23 protein-coding genes are annotated in these 16940 nt (G+C 72.7%); 20 read left to right on the top strand and 3 right to left on the bottom strand.

Annotation, left to right across the window (positions count from 1 at the left end; all coding sequences use genetic code 11):
- Positions 1 to 5 precede the first annotated feature (5 nt).
- On the bottom strand, positions 6 to 1085 hold the full coding sequence (locus J7E96_RS19255) for a hypothetical protein (RefSeq protein ID WP_215132884.1): 1080 nt from the start codon (positions 1083 to 1085) through the stop codon (positions 6 to 8).
- A 109-nt stretch (positions 1086 to 1194) separates the two neighbouring features.
- Between J7E96_RS19255 and J7E96_RS19260 the strand changes: the two genes are divergently transcribed.
- From J7E96_RS19260 to J7E96_RS19355, 20 genes are all read left to right on the top strand, one after another.
- Positions 1195 to 1713, top strand: coding sequence for a hypothetical protein (locus J7E96_RS19260; protein WP_215132885.1), 519 nt, complete (start codon positions 1195 to 1197; stop codon positions 1711 to 1713).
- Positions 1714 to 1799: 86 nt separating this feature from the next.
- Positions 1800 to 2312, top strand: coding sequence for a hypothetical protein (locus tag J7E96_RS19265; RefSeq protein WP_215132886.1), 513 nt, complete (start codon positions 1800 to 1802; stop codon positions 2310 to 2312).
- 70 nt (positions 2313 to 2382) lie between these two features.
- A complete protein-coding gene (locus J7E96_RS19270; protein WP_215132887.1) occupies positions 2383 to 3132 on the top strand; it encodes a hypothetical protein in 750 nt (249 codons plus the stop codon).
- A gap of 132 nt (positions 3133 to 3264) precedes the next feature.
- Complete coding sequence (locus tag J7E96_RS19275; RefSeq protein WP_215132888.1) at positions 3265 to 3801, top strand: hypothetical protein; 537 nt, start codon at positions 3265 to 3267, stop codon at positions 3799 to 3801.
- Between the two features lie 64 nt (positions 3802 to 3865).
- Positions 3866 to 4594, top strand: a complete 729-nt coding sequence (locus tag J7E96_RS19280; RefSeq protein ID WP_215132889.1) for a PP2C family serine/threonine-protein phosphatase — start codon at positions 3866 to 3868, stop codon at positions 4592 to 4594.
- Between the two features lie 100 nt (positions 4595 to 4694).
- On the top strand, positions 4695 to 5630 hold the full coding sequence (locus tag J7E96_RS19285; RefSeq protein WP_215132890.1) for a DUF3560 domain-containing protein: 936 nt from the start codon (positions 4695 to 4697) through the stop codon (positions 5628 to 5630).
- Between the two features lie 224 nt (positions 5631 to 5854).
- Positions 5855 to 6547 (top strand): nuclease-related domain-containing protein, encoded by a 693-nt coding sequence (locus tag J7E96_RS19290; RefSeq protein ID WP_215132891.1) that lies wholly within the window; start codon positions 5855 to 5857, stop codon positions 6545 to 6547.
- A gap of 123 nt (positions 6548 to 6670) precedes the next feature.
- On the top strand, positions 6671 to 7159 hold the full coding sequence (locus tag J7E96_RS19295) for a hypothetical protein (protein ID WP_215132892.1): 489 nt from the start codon (positions 6671 to 6673) through the stop codon (positions 7157 to 7159).
- A 153-nt stretch (positions 7160 to 7312) separates the two neighbouring features.
- Positions 7313 to 7468 (top strand): hypothetical protein, encoded by a 156-nt coding sequence (locus J7E96_RS19300; protein WP_215132893.1) that lies wholly within the window; start codon positions 7313 to 7315, stop codon positions 7466 to 7468.
- A 159-nt stretch (positions 7469 to 7627) separates the two neighbouring features.
- The gene (locus J7E96_RS19305) at positions 7628 to 8461 is read left to right on the top strand and encodes a hypothetical protein (protein ID WP_215132894.1); all 834 of its coding nucleotides are present in this window, start codon (positions 7628 to 7630) and stop codon (positions 8459 to 8461) included.
- Complete coding sequence (locus tag J7E96_RS19310; protein ID WP_215132895.1) at positions 8458 to 9204, top strand: hypothetical protein; 747 nt, start codon at positions 8458 to 8460, stop codon at positions 9202 to 9204. The genes J7E96_RS19305 and J7E96_RS19310 overlap by 4 nt, the downstream gene beginning before the upstream one ends.
- A 333-nt stretch (positions 9205 to 9537) precedes the next feature.
- A complete protein-coding gene (locus tag J7E96_RS19315; protein WP_215132896.1) occupies positions 9538 to 10275 on the top strand; it encodes a hypothetical protein in 738 nt (245 codons plus the stop codon).
- Between the two features lie 48 nt (positions 10276 to 10323).
- On the top strand, positions 10324 to 11028 hold the full coding sequence (locus tag J7E96_RS19320) for a ParB/Srx family N-terminal domain-containing protein (protein ID WP_215132897.1): 705 nt from the start codon (positions 10324 to 10326) through the stop codon (positions 11026 to 11028).
- Complete coding sequence (locus tag J7E96_RS19325) at positions 11025 to 11960, top strand: hypothetical protein (RefSeq protein WP_215132898.1); 936 nt, start codon at positions 11025 to 11027, stop codon at positions 11958 to 11960. The genes J7E96_RS19320 and J7E96_RS19325 overlap by 4 nt, the downstream gene beginning before the upstream one ends.
- Positions 11957 to 12403: a hypothetical protein gene (locus J7E96_RS19330; protein ID WP_215132899.1), complete on the top strand. Its 447-nt coding sequence runs from the start codon at positions 11957 to 11959 to the stop codon at positions 12401 to 12403. Before J7E96_RS19325 ends, J7E96_RS19330 begins: the two co-directional genes overlap by 4 nt.
- Positions 12403 to 12831 (top strand): 6-carboxytetrahydropterin synthase, encoded by a 429-nt coding sequence (locus J7E96_RS19335; protein WP_215132900.1) that lies wholly within the window; start codon positions 12403 to 12405, stop codon positions 12829 to 12831. Before J7E96_RS19330 ends, J7E96_RS19335 begins: the two co-directional genes overlap by 1 nt.
- Positions 12828 to 13553 carry a 7-carboxy-7-deazaguanine synthase QueE gene (locus J7E96_RS19340; protein ID WP_215132901.1) on the top strand — a complete coding sequence of 242 codons (726 nt, stop codon included), beginning with the start codon at positions 12828 to 12830 and terminating at the stop codon, positions 13551 to 13553. The genes J7E96_RS19335 and J7E96_RS19340 overlap by 4 nt, the downstream gene beginning before the upstream one ends.
- Positions 13550 to 14155 carry a GTP cyclohydrolase I gene (gene folE / locus J7E96_RS19345; protein ID WP_251070140.1) on the top strand — a complete coding sequence of 202 codons (606 nt, stop codon included), beginning with the start codon at positions 13550 to 13552 and terminating at the stop codon, positions 14153 to 14155. The genes J7E96_RS19340 and folE overlap by 4 nt, the downstream gene beginning before the upstream one ends.
- Before the next feature lie 48 nt (positions 14156 to 14203).
- Positions 14204 to 14635, top strand: a complete 432-nt coding sequence (locus tag J7E96_RS19350) for a hypothetical protein (protein WP_215132902.1) — start codon at positions 14204 to 14206, stop codon at positions 14633 to 14635.
- Positions 14622 to 16274 carry a hypothetical protein gene (locus J7E96_RS19355; protein WP_215132903.1) on the top strand — a complete coding sequence of 551 codons (1653 nt, stop codon included), beginning with the start codon at positions 14622 to 14624 and terminating at the stop codon, positions 16272 to 16274. The genes J7E96_RS19350 and J7E96_RS19355 overlap by 14 nt, the downstream gene beginning before the upstream one ends.
- 52 nt (positions 16275 to 16326) lie before the next feature.
- Here the strand turns inward: J7E96_RS19355 and J7E96_RS19360 are convergent, their stop codons facing one another.
- Together J7E96_RS19360 and J7E96_RS19365 are read right to left on the bottom strand one after the other, a co-directional pair.
- Positions 16327 to 16575 (bottom strand): hypothetical protein, encoded by a 249-nt coding sequence (locus J7E96_RS19360; RefSeq protein WP_215132904.1) that lies wholly within the window; start codon positions 16573 to 16575, stop codon positions 16327 to 16329.
- Between the two features lie 139 nt (positions 16576 to 16714).
- A complete protein-coding gene (locus J7E96_RS19365; RefSeq protein ID WP_215132905.1) occupies positions 16715 to 16873 on the bottom strand; it encodes a hypothetical protein in 159 nt (52 codons plus the stop codon).
- Positions 16874 to 16940 lie beyond the last annotated feature (67 nt).

Raw genomic sequence — 16940 nt, forward strand, 5'->3', positions numbered from 1 at the left:
CATCTTCAGAGTCGTTCAACAGCCTGACCGTGGTGACCGCCGAGCAAGTGGAGAGCGCCGTACGCCTGGACGTGGTCGCCGGCGACCACCGGGGCCGGATCATCCAAGCCGTGGTGACCCGCCACGCGGGCAAGTTCCGCGTGACCTGCCAGTGCCTCGACGGCCTGGAGGTGTGCCGGATCGGCCGTCAGGTCGGATGGCGCAGCAGCCCGGAGGCCGCCAGGGAGCTGTGGGAGTGGCACGCCGCCGGATCGGTGGGCCCGGCCCCCGCCGACCGCCTGCCCGCGCCTGCCGCCCCTGCGACCGCCCCAACGACCGAGACCCCCCAGGAGGAGGCCCCGGCCACGCACGCCCCCGCCGAGCCGGTACAGATCCCGGCCCAGACCGCCCCGGCCGTCGACTACCGGGAGCAGTACCGACAGGAGCAGCAGGCGAAGGGACTCCAGTGGTCCACCCGCCACGCGGCGGCCGTCACCTGGGCCGCGGCCGGGGAGCTGGTCCGCGACGAGGACGGCACCCCGCGCCGCGTCGCCCCCGGCAGGTCCGGGCGCCGGGTGGCCGCCGCACTCCTGCCCCCGCTGGTGGCCGCCGGGTTCCTCGCCGACGTCGAACACGACGGGGTGACCCGCATCGAGCCGACCGCCGACGGATGCCGCGCACTGCTGGTGTGGGACCTCCACCGGCCGGAGCCCGTCGAGCGACCGCGTAAGAAGGAGAGCCTGCCGCTGCAACCCCTCCTCGGAGGCCAGGAGGCCCGGCGCCGCGCCGAGGCGTTCCGGGCCGACGAGGAACGGCGCCACGCCGAGCGGGACCGCTGGTACGAGGAGTTCGAGAAGCGACAGGCAGCCGAGGAGTGGCAGGACCGCCTGTGGGACGCCTGGGCCGCCGTCGCCGGCATCACGTACCGCCTCGGCCGCAAGCACCCCCGGGGCTGGGCCCCCACCGACGAGGAGGTCGCCCTCCACGGCCTGGACCCGGCCGTCGTCGCCGCGCTGCGCGAGGAAGCCGCGGCCGTAGTCGAGGAGGAGGCGCCGGCCGCCGCCCCCCAGGAACACCCCGCCGACCGGGACCAGGCCAGGCCTCACCCCGACACGCCCCACGCCTCGCTTTGTTGCAACTTGACGTTGCAACTCAATGGTGCAAGTATCGGGGTGTCAGGGAGGGCAGACAGCCCGACCAGGAAGGGGAACGGTCATGAGCCGCACGATCCGGATTCGCACCACGGAGGACGCCGTCGTGGAGATCGCCGCCCTCACGACCCGCGTGATCGCGGAGGGAGGGTACGAGGGCCACGACCTGGAGACGGTCGGCCGGATCATCACCTCGGACACGGTCCTGGACACGATCCGCACCGCGTACGACCGGCGGGTCGGCAACGGCGCCACCCCGAAGGACGCCGTGATCGCCGTGGGACAGAGCCTGATCGCCCACTACTGCAACTCCGCCGGTATCCCCACCGTCCCGGCCGCGCCCGCCGACCCGGAGGAGACCACCGCCGACCCGGCAGGCGTCCCGCACCGCGCGCACGGCACGTGCGGCGCCACGTGGCGCCGGGTGCCCGTGAACCGCAACCGCCCCGACCTCGGGGACACCACGGAGTTCGGGCACCGGGAGTGCGGCGAGCCCGCCACCGTCGACCGGTTCGTCAAGGCCGCCCACGCCGACTACTACCGCCCTGTCTACGCCTGCCCGACCCACACCCGCAGCAACTGACCCGCCGGGCCCCGCCGCTCCCCCCACCGGGAGGGCGACGGGGCCCGCCCCCGGCCCCCGCCACCAGCAGCCACCCGGAGGACGCCATGCGCAAGACCGTTACGACCTGCACCCTGTCCCGCTTCACCGGCACCACCGCCGAGGGCATGACCTTCACCGACGTAACGGTTCTCCTGGTGCGCATGACCGCCGCCCAGGTCAAGGGCTGGAAGTGGATCGGCGACGAGTGGAGGGGCGAGGACCCCGTGGAGGGCTACGAGGTCCGCGACACCACCGGCGCCCTCCTGGGCGTGGTCCTGCCGCTGGGCCACCGGGCCACCCGGATGCACGCGGAGTACTACGACCCGGAGGCCGGCGACTTCTTCCCGGCCGGGGAGACGGACGCCGCGATCTACACCCAGGGCATCGCCCGCATCCTCGACGCCCGCACCGTCCACGTCGGCACCGTCCCGGCCGGAGAGGGCTTCGACCTGGACGAGCCCCGTTACGTCCACCCCTGCTGGGTCGGAGCCTGCCCAGAGGACTGCCCCCTGTGTGACTGCGGCTGGTGGGAGCGCCAGGGTGCCCGGCCCCGCCGCCTCCAGCCCACCAGCAGCTAGCCTTCCCCGCCCTCCCGAGCCGGGCGCACCCGCGCCCGGCCCCCCACGCCGCACCGCCACAGGAGGACCCGTGTTCCGAGAGACCATCCACCACTCCAGCGGAGTCATCGAGGGCGCCGCGAACGAGCAGCACGCCACAATGCTCCTGACGTCCGCCGTCCGCCGGGGGTATGACGTCGAGTTCACCCCGGCCGGGGGCGCCCTCATCACCTGGACCCGCCACCTGTTCGGCGCCGGTGGAAACAGCGCCGTGCGCGCGGACCGCTCCATCAGCCTGGAGCCCTTCACCCCGGTCGGCGCCCTGTCCGACACCGCCCGCGACGACCTCGCCCTGATCGCCGGCGACCGGCACGCCCGCTACGACGAGCAGGACGGCCGCCGGGTGATCCGCGGTCTGGTGTGGCAGATCCCCGCCTTCACCACCGCACGCCTCCGCGCCCGGGGCCTGGTGGTCGAGGACGGGGACCGGCTCCGCCTGTCCCTGACGGCCCGCCTGGGGCTCCTGGCCCAGGCCCACCGGACCAGCACCACCGCGCCGAACGGCTGGTACCGGCCGTCCGCCGCCGACCCGTACGGATCCGCCGGACTCAACCGCCCCGGCGGCCGGGCCGGGATGCTCCGCGACAGCGGCAGCGCCGCCACGTGCGCGTGCGGGGAGCTGTCCGGGTGGGGAGGGGACCGCGACGAGGCCCGACGGCTGACGCGCGATCACCGGCGCGCCGTGGCCGCCGCGTTCATCGCCGAGCACCTCGCGTACGTCCCGGCCCCGGCTGCGGCCCGGTGCGACTGCGGCGGATGCGCGGAGTGCATGACCGGCTGACCCACCCCCCCTCGTGACCGCCCCTCCCAATGTCACCCGTGTGCCCACTGTTGCAACTTGACGTTGCAACACAAGGATGCAAGTATCGAGACATGAGGGAGGGGCACAAAGCCCGCCCCGGAAAGGACCGCCATGACCATCACCGCCACCGCCCGCGACGCCGCCACCCGCGCCCGCGCCCTGGCCTACGTCGTCCTGAGCCGCGCCGCCCTCCACCCCGCCCAGGACGTCCTGATGCAGATGGTCGAGCTGCTGGACACCGCCGCCCTGGCCTTCGAGACCGAGGACGCCCCGGTCATGGACGGCATCACGATCACCAACACCACCCCCTTCGACGCCGCGATGGCCCTCCTGGAGTGCCAGGCCCTGGCCGAGGACAACCCGGCCGCCGGCATCGCGGACGCGGTCTTCTACTACGTCACCGCCCCCATCAGCCGCCGCCCGGTGGAGCTGCCGGAGCTCAAACCCCTCAGCCCCCAGCTCGCCCGGCAGGAGATCAGCCTCCTGACCCGCATTGCCCTGGTCGCCCACGACCTGGACGCCAGCAGCCCCGCCGACGAGACCACGCGCATCGCGCACCTGGCCGTCCTGGTGGACCTGCACCGCCAGTTCGCCCGCCTCGCCGCCGCCGTGAAGGTCGACAACAACCGCCCCTGCAACAGCCGCTGACCCACCGACGGGCCGCCCCACCCCGGGGCGGCCCGCCCCCGCCACCCCAGAACGGAGCAGGACAATGCGCAACTACGCCACCGCCCAGAACATCGGCGGACGGGCTGTCCAGTGCGACGCCACCGCCGTCTACACCCACCGCAACGGCGCCCGCGCGTACGTGCTCCTGGACGGCATCGGGGACCGGGAGTACGTGCAGGAGTGGACCCGGGCCGCGGCCCGCCGCCTCGCCCGCACCGCCGCCCGCCTCCACGACGCGGAGGCCGGCCTGCGCGCCGAGTACGACGGCTACGCCAAGGAGCCGGACCGCGAGGGCCCGTGGGGATTCGGCCCGAAGGCTGCCGCCGTGGTGGCCGTCACCGCCCCCGGACTTCCCCTCACCGTGGCCTGGTGCGGCGACTCCCGCGCGTACGTCCTGGCCCGGGGCACCGCCCGGCGCCTGACCAACGACCACAACCTCCGCCGTGTGTACCCCCCGTGCGACATGTACCCGGAGGGCGGTAACCGCCACAAGATCACCTCATGCCTCGGCGCCACCGCCAACGACGCCCGCGTTCAGGCCGAGTACCAGCACCCCGCGATCGAGGCCGTGACCGTCCCGGCCGAGAACTGCCGCCTGCTGCTCGCCTCGGACGGCGCGTACGAGCCGATCGAGGACAACGCCGCCACGGTGTCCACCTACCTGGTCGGCACCCCGGCTGAGGCCGCCCGGGACCTGGTGACCACCGCCGTCGCGTGGGCCGGCGCCCGCCCGGACAACGCGACCGCCCTCGTGGCCGACCTGCGCCCCTGACCCCTTGTCCGGACCGGTGTCCGGGCCTGTCCGCCCCCGCTGGACGGACAGGCCCGGTCACCCGCCCGAGCACCACCAGCACTGACGAAAGGCGCGATCCATGGCCACCATCAAGATCACCCACACCCCGAAGGGCGGCACCCTCGTGGACGGGGACACCGTCAAGGGCGACGGCACCGGTGACATCCTCAAGCGGTACGGGTTCCGCTGGTTCCGCTCCCTGCGGCAGTACGGCCACTCCAACAGCCGCGACCGCGCCCCGCGCGTCGTCGCCATTGAGGCCGCGGCCGAGGAGTTGCGCGAGGCCGGCCACACGGTGACCGTCGAGATCGCCGAGGAGGTCCGCCTCAACGACGTCGTGCGCGCCGGCAAGCACGAGCGCCTGGAGGACCGACGCGCCGCCCTGGGGGCCAAGGGGGAGAAGCTGACCAGGGAGGCCGACGCCCTTATGCGCGCGTCCGACGCCATGGTCGAGCACCTCCCCCTCGGACAGCCGGTCATGCCCGGCAAGCGCGGGCGCGCACACCGCAACCTGTTGGAGCGCAGCGTGAACACCGCGATCCGCTCCGCGCAGACGGCCGACGCCGCCCGCCGGATGCCCGCCCGGATCGAGGGGTCCCGCCGCGCTGAGGCGTACAAGGAGCGCCCGGACGTCACCGCGCGCCGCGTCGAGCGCCTGGAGGCAGAGAAGCGCGGCCTGGAGCGCCGCATGGCCGGACTGTCCCTGTACCCCTCGGCCAACTCCGGTCGGCTGCGCCGACAGTACGAGGGGGAGCTGAAGGTCCTGGAGGAGCGGATCGCCGGCGACCGCGCCGTCCTCGACGCCGCCCGGGAGGCCGGGACGTTCGGCCGGTACTCCAAGGAGAACGTCCACCGCGACGACCAGGTGAAGATCCGGGGCCAGTGGCGCACGGTCGCCCGCCCCAACGGCAAGACCGTGAGCGTGACGACGGGCTACTCCTGGACGGACCGCTACGGCTGGGAAGAGGTCAAGGACGTGCGCTGCCACCACGTCCAGGACACCCCGGACAGCTGACCGGACACCGGGGCGGACAGTGCCCGGACACTGTTCGCCCCAGTTGTTCCGGACAACCCCGAACAACCCCTGCGGACACCCCGCCCGGACACCCCTGTCCGGGCCCTGTCCGCCCTGTCCCACCAGCGCGAACGCCTCGCGCGCGGACACCCCCGCCACCCCTGTCCCCCTGCCTGTCCGCCCCTGCCTGGACACCGTGTCCGCCCCCACGAAAGGACCCGAACGTGACCCTCCTGACCGTCCTCGCCCTGGCCGCCGCATGGTGGATCTGGAGGCACCACCGCACCCGCACGAGGACCGGGGCCGGCGCCTCGGCCGCCGCCCGCGCCCGGCAGCTCCGCACGCCCCTCGTCCGCCTCGCCGACGCCGTGGGCATCCAGACCCGCGCCGGACAGCAGGCCCGGAACTGTGAGGCCGGCGCCGTCGGCGAGGAGCGCGCCGCCGCCCGCCTGGCCCCCCTCGCCCGGCAGGGCTGGACCCTGCGGTACGACCTCGCCCTCCCGCCCGGCGAGGGCCCGGCCAATGTGGACGGGCTCGCCATCTCGCCCAACGGCGGCGTGTTCGTACTGGACCCCAAGATGATGTCCCGCCACTACCCGGTGACCGTGCGCGTCGGCCGCGTGTGGCACGGCGACCGCGACGTCACCAGCCGGATCACCAGCGCCCGGCACGAGGCCGCGGCCGTCTCGCGCGCCCTCGGCGTGCCGGTCACCGCGATCGTCGCCATCGAGGGCGCCCCCCTGGTCGGCCCCCACGGGCGGCCGACCGCCGAGCTCGGGTTCCGGGGCGTGCGCATCGTGCCGGCGGACGTCCTCCCGGCCGTGCTGCGGGAGGCCGCGCGCATCCCCGGGCAGCGACGCGCCGCCGACCTGGTGGCCGCCGCCGACCGCGCGCTGCCGCCGTACACCCGCCGCTAGTCCTCGCCCTCGGTCCGCACCGCGCCCCCGCGCCCGGTGGGACCTGTGACCCCCGAGGGGGCGACCCACCGGCGCCCCCTCCCCGCTAGCCTGCCAACCCTGCACCCGGAAGGAGCACCCCCTATGGGCGCCTGCCTCAACCCCACCGCTGACATGCGGCCCTGGTTCAACGTCGAGGTGAGCGGCGGCCACGCCGAGCTGACCGCCACGACCTACCTCCACGGCTGGTACCGCATCCGCGAGGAGTCCGACGGCGATCTCACCGACGAGCAACTGGCCACCGCCTACACCGACGAGGAGCGTTCCGCGGCCTGGATCACCTACGCCTCGGACACGTTCGCCACCCCGGCCGCCCCCCTGTCCGCGTTCCTCGCCACCCTCCGGCAGATCGCCGACCACCCCGCTTATGGGCGCTGGAAGCAGGAGGGGGGCCAGCCCAGGCCGACAGGCGCCCGCGCGGAGATGCGCGACGACGGCCGGGTCCTGATCACCGGACCGTTCATCCGCCACCCCAGCGACCGGGACGGGGATCTCCTCCAGAGCGTGGAACTCCTCTACGGCGACGTCGCGGCCCTCCTCGACGCCGTGACCGCCCTGACCCCCGGCCGCTGATCACGGGAACCCCGACGGACGGTCGGACGGCCGGACGGTCAACGCCACGCTCGGTGATCACACTCGCCGGTGGACCTGTCCCCGTTCCACTCCCGCACCCGGCGCCCGGGTGAGAGCCTTCCCGCGCCCCACCCCGCGACGAGGAGCCCCACCGTGCCGAAGATCAAGACCCGCCAGCAGATGGGATGTCTGCTGGCCTGCTTCCACTGGACCATGATCGTGTTCACGGTCGGGCTGTGGACGCCGGTCTACCTCGCCGCCCGACGCAAACGCGTCACCGTCACCTACCTACCGGACGACCCGAAGTAGCCCCACCACCCAGGGCCCCGCACACGGACGCGTGCGGGGCCCCCGCCATTCCCCCGGACACCGCCCGCGCGCCGGCCTGCCGACCCGGCCACGGCCCGCAGACGCGCGCCTGCCCTTATCCTTCTGCGCCCTCTCGACCCGCGACCAGGGGATAAGCCCATGACCCAGGCCACCTACGTCCGCACCGACACCATCCCGCTCGGCCAGCTCGTACCGTTCCCCGGCAACGCGAAGCGCGGGGACGTCGGCACCATCCTCACCAGCCTCTGCCGGAACGGGCAGTACCGCTCCCTTGTCGTCCGGGAGGTCGAGCCGGACCGGTACGTCATCCTCACCGGCAACCACACCACCCAGGCCCTGGCCGCCCACGGCCCCGGCGACTGCGGCATGACCGTCAAGGTCGGAGAGGAGGAACGTCCCTGCGGAGTGTGCGGCAACGAGACATGGGATCCGGTCGCCCGCTGCGAGATCGTCCAGTGCGACGAGGAGACGGCCCGCCGCATCAACCTCGTAGACAACCGCTCGGCGGACCTGGGCACGTACGACGACCAGGCCCTCGCGGAGCTGATCGCCGGCCTGGACGACGTCCACGGCACCGGCTACACGGACGAGGACCTGGCCGACCTGCTGACCGCCATCGAGGAGGCCGCCGAGGAGGAGGAGCCGCCCGAGGAGCAGCCGGCCCCGGCCGCCACCCCCGGCGCCCCGGACACCGCCGCCCCCGCCACCCCGGCCGCGGCCGGCGACTCCACCCCGCCCACGCCCCCGCCCCCCGGACACGTGATCATGACGCTGACCTACCTCCCCCCGGACCGCGACGAGGCCGCCCGGCTGGTGTCCGTCGCCCGGGAGATGTTCCCGGCCGAGGGGGCACCGGAGATCGTGCTCCGCGCGCTGCGCACCCTCACGGCCGTCCTGGACTCCCGGCACGCCCACGACGGGGTGCTCACCGTCTCCGCGCTGCTCAAGGCCGCCGGGGTCGAACCCTCATGACCGCCGTCGCCCTGGACGTGCCCCAGGTTCGCCGGCGACTGCGGCGCCCGCAGCGGCTGCTCACACAAAACAGCGAGCTGCGCGAGGAACACATCTGGAACTGGACCCTGCCGGCCCTGGCCACCCGCCTCCGGGACGGACGAGTCGTCAAGACCTGTCCAGCGGCAGGGGTCTGTGCACAGGCTTGCTACGCGCGGAATGGCACCTATAACTTCCCCGGGGTCATCGACCGCCACCAGGCGAATCTGGCCTATGTGCTGGACGACATGCCCGGGTGGCAGCGGCAGATGGCCGTCGAGCTCGCGCACCCGCGCCACCGGGGCGGCTGGATCCGCATTCACGACGCCGGCGACTTCTTCAGCGACCACTACCTATCCGCCTGGCTGCGTCTGATCGCGTTCCGTCCGGCCGTGAACTTCTACGCCTACACGAAGGAGGTGAGCCGCTTCCGACGCCTCGTTGAGCCCGCCCCGCCCCGTAACTTCCGCTGGGTGTTCAGCTACGGCGGCCTGGAGGACCGTCTCATCCGGCCCGGCGACCGCGTCGCGGACGTCTTCCCGGACGAGGCCGCCATCCTGTCCGCCGGCTACCACTCCCAGGACGCGAGCGACCTCCTGGCCGTCCTGGGCCCAGCCCCCGTCGGCATCCCGGCGAACAACATTCCTCAGTTCAAGCGGCGTATGGGTGGCCGGTCCTTCCGTCAGTGGCAGGCCGAGCGCGACGCGAGGCGCCGAGGCCGCTGACTCCCGACCGTCCGGCGATGTTTTCCAGTCACGCCCCTGTGCTGTGGCTGAAACCGGTGCCATGCTGAACGCGCGCCGTCCGAGCCTTCCCCCCAGGCCGGGCAGGTGCACCGGCCTCGCCGTGCCTGACCAGCACGCGGGGCCGCGCCGCCTCCCGGTCCTCCCCACGGGAGGCCAGGCGCATGTCCGGCCCCGGCCCGCCGATGGGTTCCGCTTGTGGATGCGGAAGTGATCAACTCCCTTTCTGATCAATGGAGATAGTCGCCCCAGGAGGCCGGTCCGCCCCTCCGCTTATCCTCTTGCGCTGCCATCGCGCGACGAGGGGACCAGGGCATGTCACAGGCCACGTACCAGGGGACGGCCCTCGTGCCGCTCGCCGACCTCACCCCGTTCCCCGGCAACGCCAAACGCGGCGACGTCGACACCATCCTCGCGAGCCTGCGCCGGCACGGGCAGTACCGCTCCCTGGTCGTCCGGCACATCGAGCAGGAGCCGGACATCGGCACCGACATGTCCACCGCCCGTACGGCCGTGCCCCGACGGCGCCTCGTCGTCCTCGCCGGCAACCACACCATGGCCGCCCTGGCCGAGCACGGCCCCGGCGACTGCCGGCGTACCTTCCCCGACCACGGGCAGCAACGCCCTTGCGGCATCTGCGGAAACGACCCTGCATGGGAGCCGGCCGCCCGCTGTGAGCTGGTCGCGTGCGACGAGGACACCGCCCGCCGCATCAACCTCGTGGACAACCGCGCCTCCGACCTCGGCGGCTACGACCCGGACGCCCTGACCGAGCTGCTGTCCTTCCTGGACGAGGACTACGAGGCCACCGGCTACACGGAGCCGGACGTCCTGCGCCTGCTCGCGCCGCCCCCGTCGCTGGAGGAACTGGCCGACACCTACCGGCACCCGGAGGACGAGGGCCTGTGGCCCGTCCTGCGGTTCACCGTCCCGCCCCAGGACCGGGACGACTTCTACGACCTCACCGCCTCCTGCTCCAACCCCGGCGACGACGCCACCCGGTTTCGCTACCTGCTGGACCGCGCCCGCGCCGACGCACGCAACCCCCCGTAACAGCCCGCGTCCTCGAGTCCGCCCACTACCAGCAGGAAAGAGCCCCGCATGACCGCACAGGCCACCTACGTCCGCACCGCCGACGTCGCCCTGGACGAGCTGACCCCGTTCCCCGGCAACGCGAAGCGCGGCAATGTCGACACCATCCTGGAGAGCCTCCGCAGGAACGGGCAGTACCGCTCCCTGGTCGTGCGGGAGATCCCCGACGGGCCGCTGATCGTCCTCGCCGGCAACCACACCATGCAGGCCCTCGGCGCGCACGGCGCCGGCGACTGTGGCAAGACCGTCAAGGCCGGTACCAGCACCCGGCCGTGCGGCATCTGCCAGAACGACCCGTCATGGCAGCCCGGCGCCCGCTGCGAGATCGTCCAGTGCGACGAGGACACGGCCCGCCGCATCAACATCGTGGACAACCGCGCCGCCGACCTGGGCGGCTACGACTACGAGGCTCTGTCCGAACTCCTCACCGGCCTGGACGACCTGGACGGCACCGGCTACACCCCGAGGGACGTCGAGGACATCACCGCCCTGCTCACCGCACCGCCGGACGAGGTGGAACGGTTCACCGAGCACCACGGCGAGCCCAATGAAGACATCTTCCGCCCGAAAATCAGCATGACCGTGGACGCGGCGACCTTTGACCGGTGGCGCCTCGCGCTGGACGCGCACCCGGGCAAGGACGACGAGGCCAAGCTCGACGGCCTGCTGGACGAGATCGAGCGCACCCGAGCCGCGGCAGGGGCCGGGGCATGAGCGTCCACCTCGGCGGCCTGGACCAGGACTTCAAGGCCCTGACCTCATTCGCGTTCTGGCGCACGAAGGACATGCGCGACTTCACGAGCAAGCTCGCCACCCCGACCAACATGATCTTCGGGGACTCCGGCGCCCACTCCGCGCGCACCATGGGCATCCACCTGACCCTGGAGGACTACGCCGCCTGGTGTCAGAAGTGGGACACCCAACTCACCCTGTACGCCAACCTGGACGTCATCGGCGGCCCGGAGGCCACGTGGCGCAACCAGAAGGAACTGGAGCTCGTCCACGGCCTGGAGCCCATCCCCGTCTTCCACACCGGCGACCCCTGGGAGTGGCTGGAGCGCTACCTGGACGAGGGCTACACGTACATCGCCCTCGGCAAGCTGCTTGGCAACCCGGTCAACGAGGTCCTGCCGTGGATCGCGAAAGCCTTCAAGATCGCTGACGGCCGCGCGGTCTTCCACGGCTTCGGCATGACCGTGTGGCGAGCACTGCGGGAGTTCCCGTTCTACAGCGTGGACTCCTCCACCTGGGGATCCGGCTTCCGCTTCGGCGTGATCAAGCTGTTCAACCCGGCCAACGGCTCCTGGACCAACCTGATGATGCGCGACCGGGAGGCCCTGCTCAAGCACCGGGAGCTGGTCCGCGCCCACCACATCAGCCCCATGAGCCTCGCCACCCGCGCGACGTACAACCGCACCGACGCCACGGTCCTCGCCGCCGTCGCATGGCGCCGCGCGGAGGAGTACATCCGCGCCCGGCACGGCCCCATCTCCATCCCGGACGGCCCCCACAACCCCGTCACCCGGGGCGGGCCCAGGCCGGCGCCCCCAGGCCTCCACCTGTACCTCGCGGAGGCCACCACCACGAATCTCTACCGAGCCGCGGCCGGCATCCAGGCCGCCCGACAGGAGGCACGCACCCCATGACCACCCCCACCACCCCGGCTCCGGCCGAGGCGCCGGCCCTCATCCGCACCGTGGACGTCGGCCCCTTCCCGATCTACTTCACCAACGTCAACAAGGCCATGGGACTGCGCGCCCACTCCCACACCGGGGCCGTCACCGTCATCTACGACACCGTCGGCCGGCACGGCTACCCCTCCTTCGCGGCCACGAACGCCGCCCTGGAGGCCCGTATCCACGAGCTGACCCGCCGCGTGTTCAAGGACGCCACCAACGAGGACATCGCGGACCGCCTGTGGGCACACCTGGACGGCTACGTGGCCCCGGAGTGGGAGCCCTGGGGCGGGGAGTACCGCCTGCGCGCCGTCCACCTGGACGTCATCGGCGTCCACGACGACATCGGCCACGACAACTCCACCACCCGATACACCGTCGCCCGCCCCCACCACGAGCAGGGAGTCCAGTGATGCCGCACGCCGTAACGGTTCGCCACAACTTCGAGACCGGGCACCGGCTGCCGCACCTGCCCGGCAAGTGCCAGAGCCTCCACGGCCACTCCTGGTGGGCCGAGGTCACCGCCGAGGCCCCCGACCTCGCCGGCGGCCTGGTCGTGGAGTTCGGCCCCTTCAAGAAGCAGCTCCGCCGCTGGATCGACGAGCACCTGGACCACGGCCTCATGCTCGGCCCCGACGACCCGCTGCTGACCGTCCTCCAGCCGTACGGCATGAAGATCCACCAGGTGCCCGGCTGGCCCACCGTCGAGAACGTCGCCGGCCTCATCGCCCATGTCGCCCACGACGCCCTCCAGGACCTCGTGCGCGCCCCCGGCGCCCGCATCACGGCCGTCCGCATCAGCGAGACCCACGTCAACGCCGCGACCTGGACCGCCGAATGACCGCCACGGCCGCGGCTGCCGTGGCCACCCTCGTCGTCGCGGAGGTGTTCGGACCGACCGTCCAGGGCGAGGGCCCGTCTACGGGGCGCCGGGCCTCCTTCCTGCGCCTCGGCGCGTGCAACCTGTCCTGCGACTGGTGCGATACGCCGTACACCTGGGACGCCTCCCGCTTCGACCTGCGCGCCGAGCTCACCCGCCGCCCCGTCCCGGAACTCGTGGACCGCCTCCTGGAAGGCCACCCCGGCATCGTCGTCATCACCGGTGGGGAACCCCTGCTCCACCAGCGCCGCCCCGGCTGGATCGCGCTCCTGGACGCCCTCCACGCGGCCGGCGTCGAGATCGAGATCGAGACCAACGGCACCATCCCGCCCACCGACTACACAGCCGAGCGCGTCACCCGCTTCAACGTCTCCCCGAAGCTCCAGCACGCCGGCGACCCGGAGGACAAGCGCATCCGCCCCGACGCCCTGGCCGCCCTCGTCACCACCGGGAAGGCCGCGTTCAAGTTCGTCGCCCGCACCGGCGCCGACGTCGACCAGGTCGCCGCCCTCGCCGCCGCGCACCACCTCCCGGCCCACACGGTGTGGCTCATGCCCGAAGGCACCACCACCGCCGAGCTGGACACCCACCTCCACACCATCGCCGACCCCGCTATCGCGGCCGGCTTCAACCTCACCACCCGACTCCACGTGTACGCGTGGGGCAACGAAAGGGCCCGATGATGACCACCACCGCCGAACTGTTCGCCGGTAACCCCGCCGTGGCGTGCGCCGCGTACGTCGACGGCCTCCGCGCCTGGCTCGCCGGCCGCGGCCTGGACCCGGACAGCCCCGCCCTGGTGGACACCCCGGCCCGCGTCCTGCGCGCCCTGGAGGAGATGACCGCCGGCTACGAGGAGGACCCGGCCGTCCACCTCGCCCGCACCTTCCCGGTCGACCATGACGGCGGCCCCATCATCGTCACCGGCGTCCCCTTCACGAGCCTCTGCGAGCACCACATGCAGGTGTTCACCGGGCACGCGGACATCGCCTACCAGCCCCACCCTGGCGACCCCGTGGCCGGACTGTCCAAGCTCCCGCGCGTGCTGGACGTCTACGCCCGACGCCTCCAGACACAGGAACAGCTCACCCAGCAGGTCACCACCGCCCTGGACACCCACCTGGTCCCGGCCGGGGCCGCGTGCATCATCCGGTCCGAACACGGCTGCCTCGCCCACAGAGGCGCGCGTAAGCCCGGCTCCGTCATGGTCACCGCCTCCTACACCGGCGTCTTCCGCGACGACCCCCAGGCACGCGACGAGCTCCACCGCCTGATGACCCGCTGACCGGGCGGACGTGCGAACCAATAGCGACATGCGAACGGAGGTCACCGGATGAGCGCCAGTAAGGCCAAACGCGCCGAGGTCGCGGAGCGCCGGAAGAACGCGATCCAGATGGTGCTCGCCGGCCTGGACTACGAGACGATCGCGGAGCGCCTGGGGTACGCCTCCAGGGGCGCGGCGCACACCGACGTGGACCGGGCGCTGAGCGCCAACCTCGCGGACCTCAAGACGGAGGCGGCGACGCTCCGGGAGGTCCAGGCCCGCCGGTATCACCGTCTCCTGGCCGCCGTCTGGCCGAAGGCGTTGAAGGGCGACCTCAGGGCCGTGGAGACGGCCGCCAAGCTGACGGACCGGGTGGTCAAGCTGTACGGCCTCGCGGAGCCGGACAAGCTGGACCTTGACGTCACCGGGACGGTCACCGCCGAGGACCTGATGGAGATCATCCGCAACGCCCCGGCTGGCGACGACGATGCTGACGCGTGACGCCGAGGCCGCGTACCGGCAGCTCTCCCGTGCGGACCGTATGCGGCTCGCGCGGGGGGCGCCGGCGGAACTGCGCCCCCACCTCGCCACCCTGGAGCGCCGAGTCCAGGCACAGGAGCGGTACATGTACCGCCCGGCGGCCTGGGCGCGGGAGGTCATCGACTGGCGGGGTGGGGACGGCATCACCGCGTACCAGGGCGACATCATGGAGGCCCTGGTCGCGTACCGGCGCGTCGCAGCACGCGGACCCCACGGCCTGGGCAAGACCGGTATGGCGAGCATGGTCGTGCTCTGGTTCGCCACCACGAGGGACGCGGCCGGGGTGGACTGGAAGGTCCTCACCACCGCGAGCGCGTGGCGTCACCTGTCCGTCTACCTGTGGCCGGAGATCCACAAGTGGGCCCGCCGCATTCGGTGGGACGTCCTCGGCCGGGAGCCGTTCTCCGACCTTACGGAGCTGCTGACGCAGAACCTCAAGCTGGAGCACGGCGCCGCGTCCCCGGTCGCGTCCAACAAGGCCGAGCTGATCGAGGGCGCGCACGCGGACAGCCTGCTGTACCTGATCGATGAGGCCAAGATCGTCCCGGATGCCACATGGGACGCCATCGAGGGCGCGTTCTCCGGTGGCCGCATGGACGGCTTCCCGGAAGCCTTCGCCCTCGCCATCTCCACCCCCGGCCCCACCAGCGGCCGGTTCTACGACATCCACCGGCGTGCCCCGGGACTCGAGGACTGGTACACCCGGCACGTCACCCTCGCCGAGGCCGTCGCGGCCGGCCGGATCAGCGAGGACTGGGCGCAGCAGCGCGCCCGGCAGTGGGGCGAGGACTCAGCGCTGTACGCGAACCGCGTGCTGGGCGACTTCCGCGCTGCTGACGAGGACAGCGTCATTCCCCTCGCGTGGGTGGAGGCTGCCGTGGAACGGTGGCTCGCCTGGGACGCGGCCGGCCGCCCGGCCGTGGAGGGCCGGGGGATCCTCGGCGTGGACGTCGCCCGCGCGGGAAGCGACTCCACCGTGTTCGCCTACCGCCGCGGCCTCCTCGTCGTGGAGCTCGTCGCGTACGACCGGGAGGACACGATGCAGACCACCGCCCGTGTCCAGGCCGCCGTCACCCGCGACGAGCACGACGACCAGGAGGAGACGGCCGGCATGGTGCCCGTTGTCGACTCCATGGGCGTCGGTGGCGGCGTTGTGGACCGGCTCCGCGAGCTCGGCGTGCCCGTCCTCCCGTACACCGGCGCCGCGAAGACCAAGCAGCGCACCAGAGACGGGGAGTGGGGGTTCACCAACGTACGGTCCGCCGCGTACTGGCGCATGCGGGAACTCCTCGACCCCGCGTTCGGCGCGGAGCTGATGCTGCCGCCGGACGACCTGCTGCTCTCCGACCTCACCACCCCCACGTGGGACGTGACCACGGGCGTGCCGCCGAAGATCCAGGTGGAGCGGAAGGAGGACGTCGTCGCCCGCCTCGGCCGCTCCCCGGACCGGGGTGACTCCGTGGTCATGTCCTTCTGGGCGGAGAACCTCGCCTACTCCACGATCCAGTCGCCGGCGTCCCGCACGGCGCGGCCGACGGCCGCGGCTTCCCGGTACGGGCGCAGCTTCGGCAGCGGAGCGGGCACGGCGCGGGGGAGGTAGCAGCGCGCCCCGGGGACCGTGTCCCCGGGGCGGTCAGGACCGGCAGCGGCGGTTATGGCTGGGCGTGTGCGTCCTCGCCCCGGACCACCTCTACGGGGAGGGCGTCGCGGACCTCGTCTGTTACGCCCCACCGGTGTTGGAACCTCTGGCGGGCCAGGTTGGAGAGCGTTGTCCGCAGCTCCTCGTCGGCGCCGTCCCACAGCACGCGGTCCGTGGGCACGTGGCATACCCGGCCCTGGTCGACCAGGCAGAGCGTGACGGTTCCGGGCCGGACGTCACTCTCGAAGTGGGGGTGGTGCATGTCGCCTCCGTGGCAAGGCCCCCGGCCCGGCCCATAGCCAGCGGCACGGAGGCCACCGCCTCGGCTCGGCCGGGCGGCTGTGCAAGCGTAGCGCGTAACTGCCCTGTCGACCCTGCATTCGGCGTGACCCTGATGACGGCTAGGACTCCTCGGCCAGCAGCTCCGCCGGTACGAACACCACGCCCACCACAGGGAAGGGGGGGCCGGGACCGTAGGCGATGCCCTCCCGGCCCTCCTCCGTGTCCAGCTCCACCAACCGTAACGGCTCCTCGTCGCCCGGCTCCGGGTGATCAGCCATGCATCCACGGTAGAGCGCTGGCCCCGGCTGGGCAGGGACTTTCCGCTTAGAAGGGGCGGCGCATTGG

Origin of the sequence: Streptomyces sp. ISL-96 (assembly GCF_018614035.1) — a bacterium.
In the GTDB taxonomy this organism is placed as follows: Bacteria; Actinomycetota; Actinomycetes; order Streptomycetales; family Streptomycetaceae; genus Streptomyces.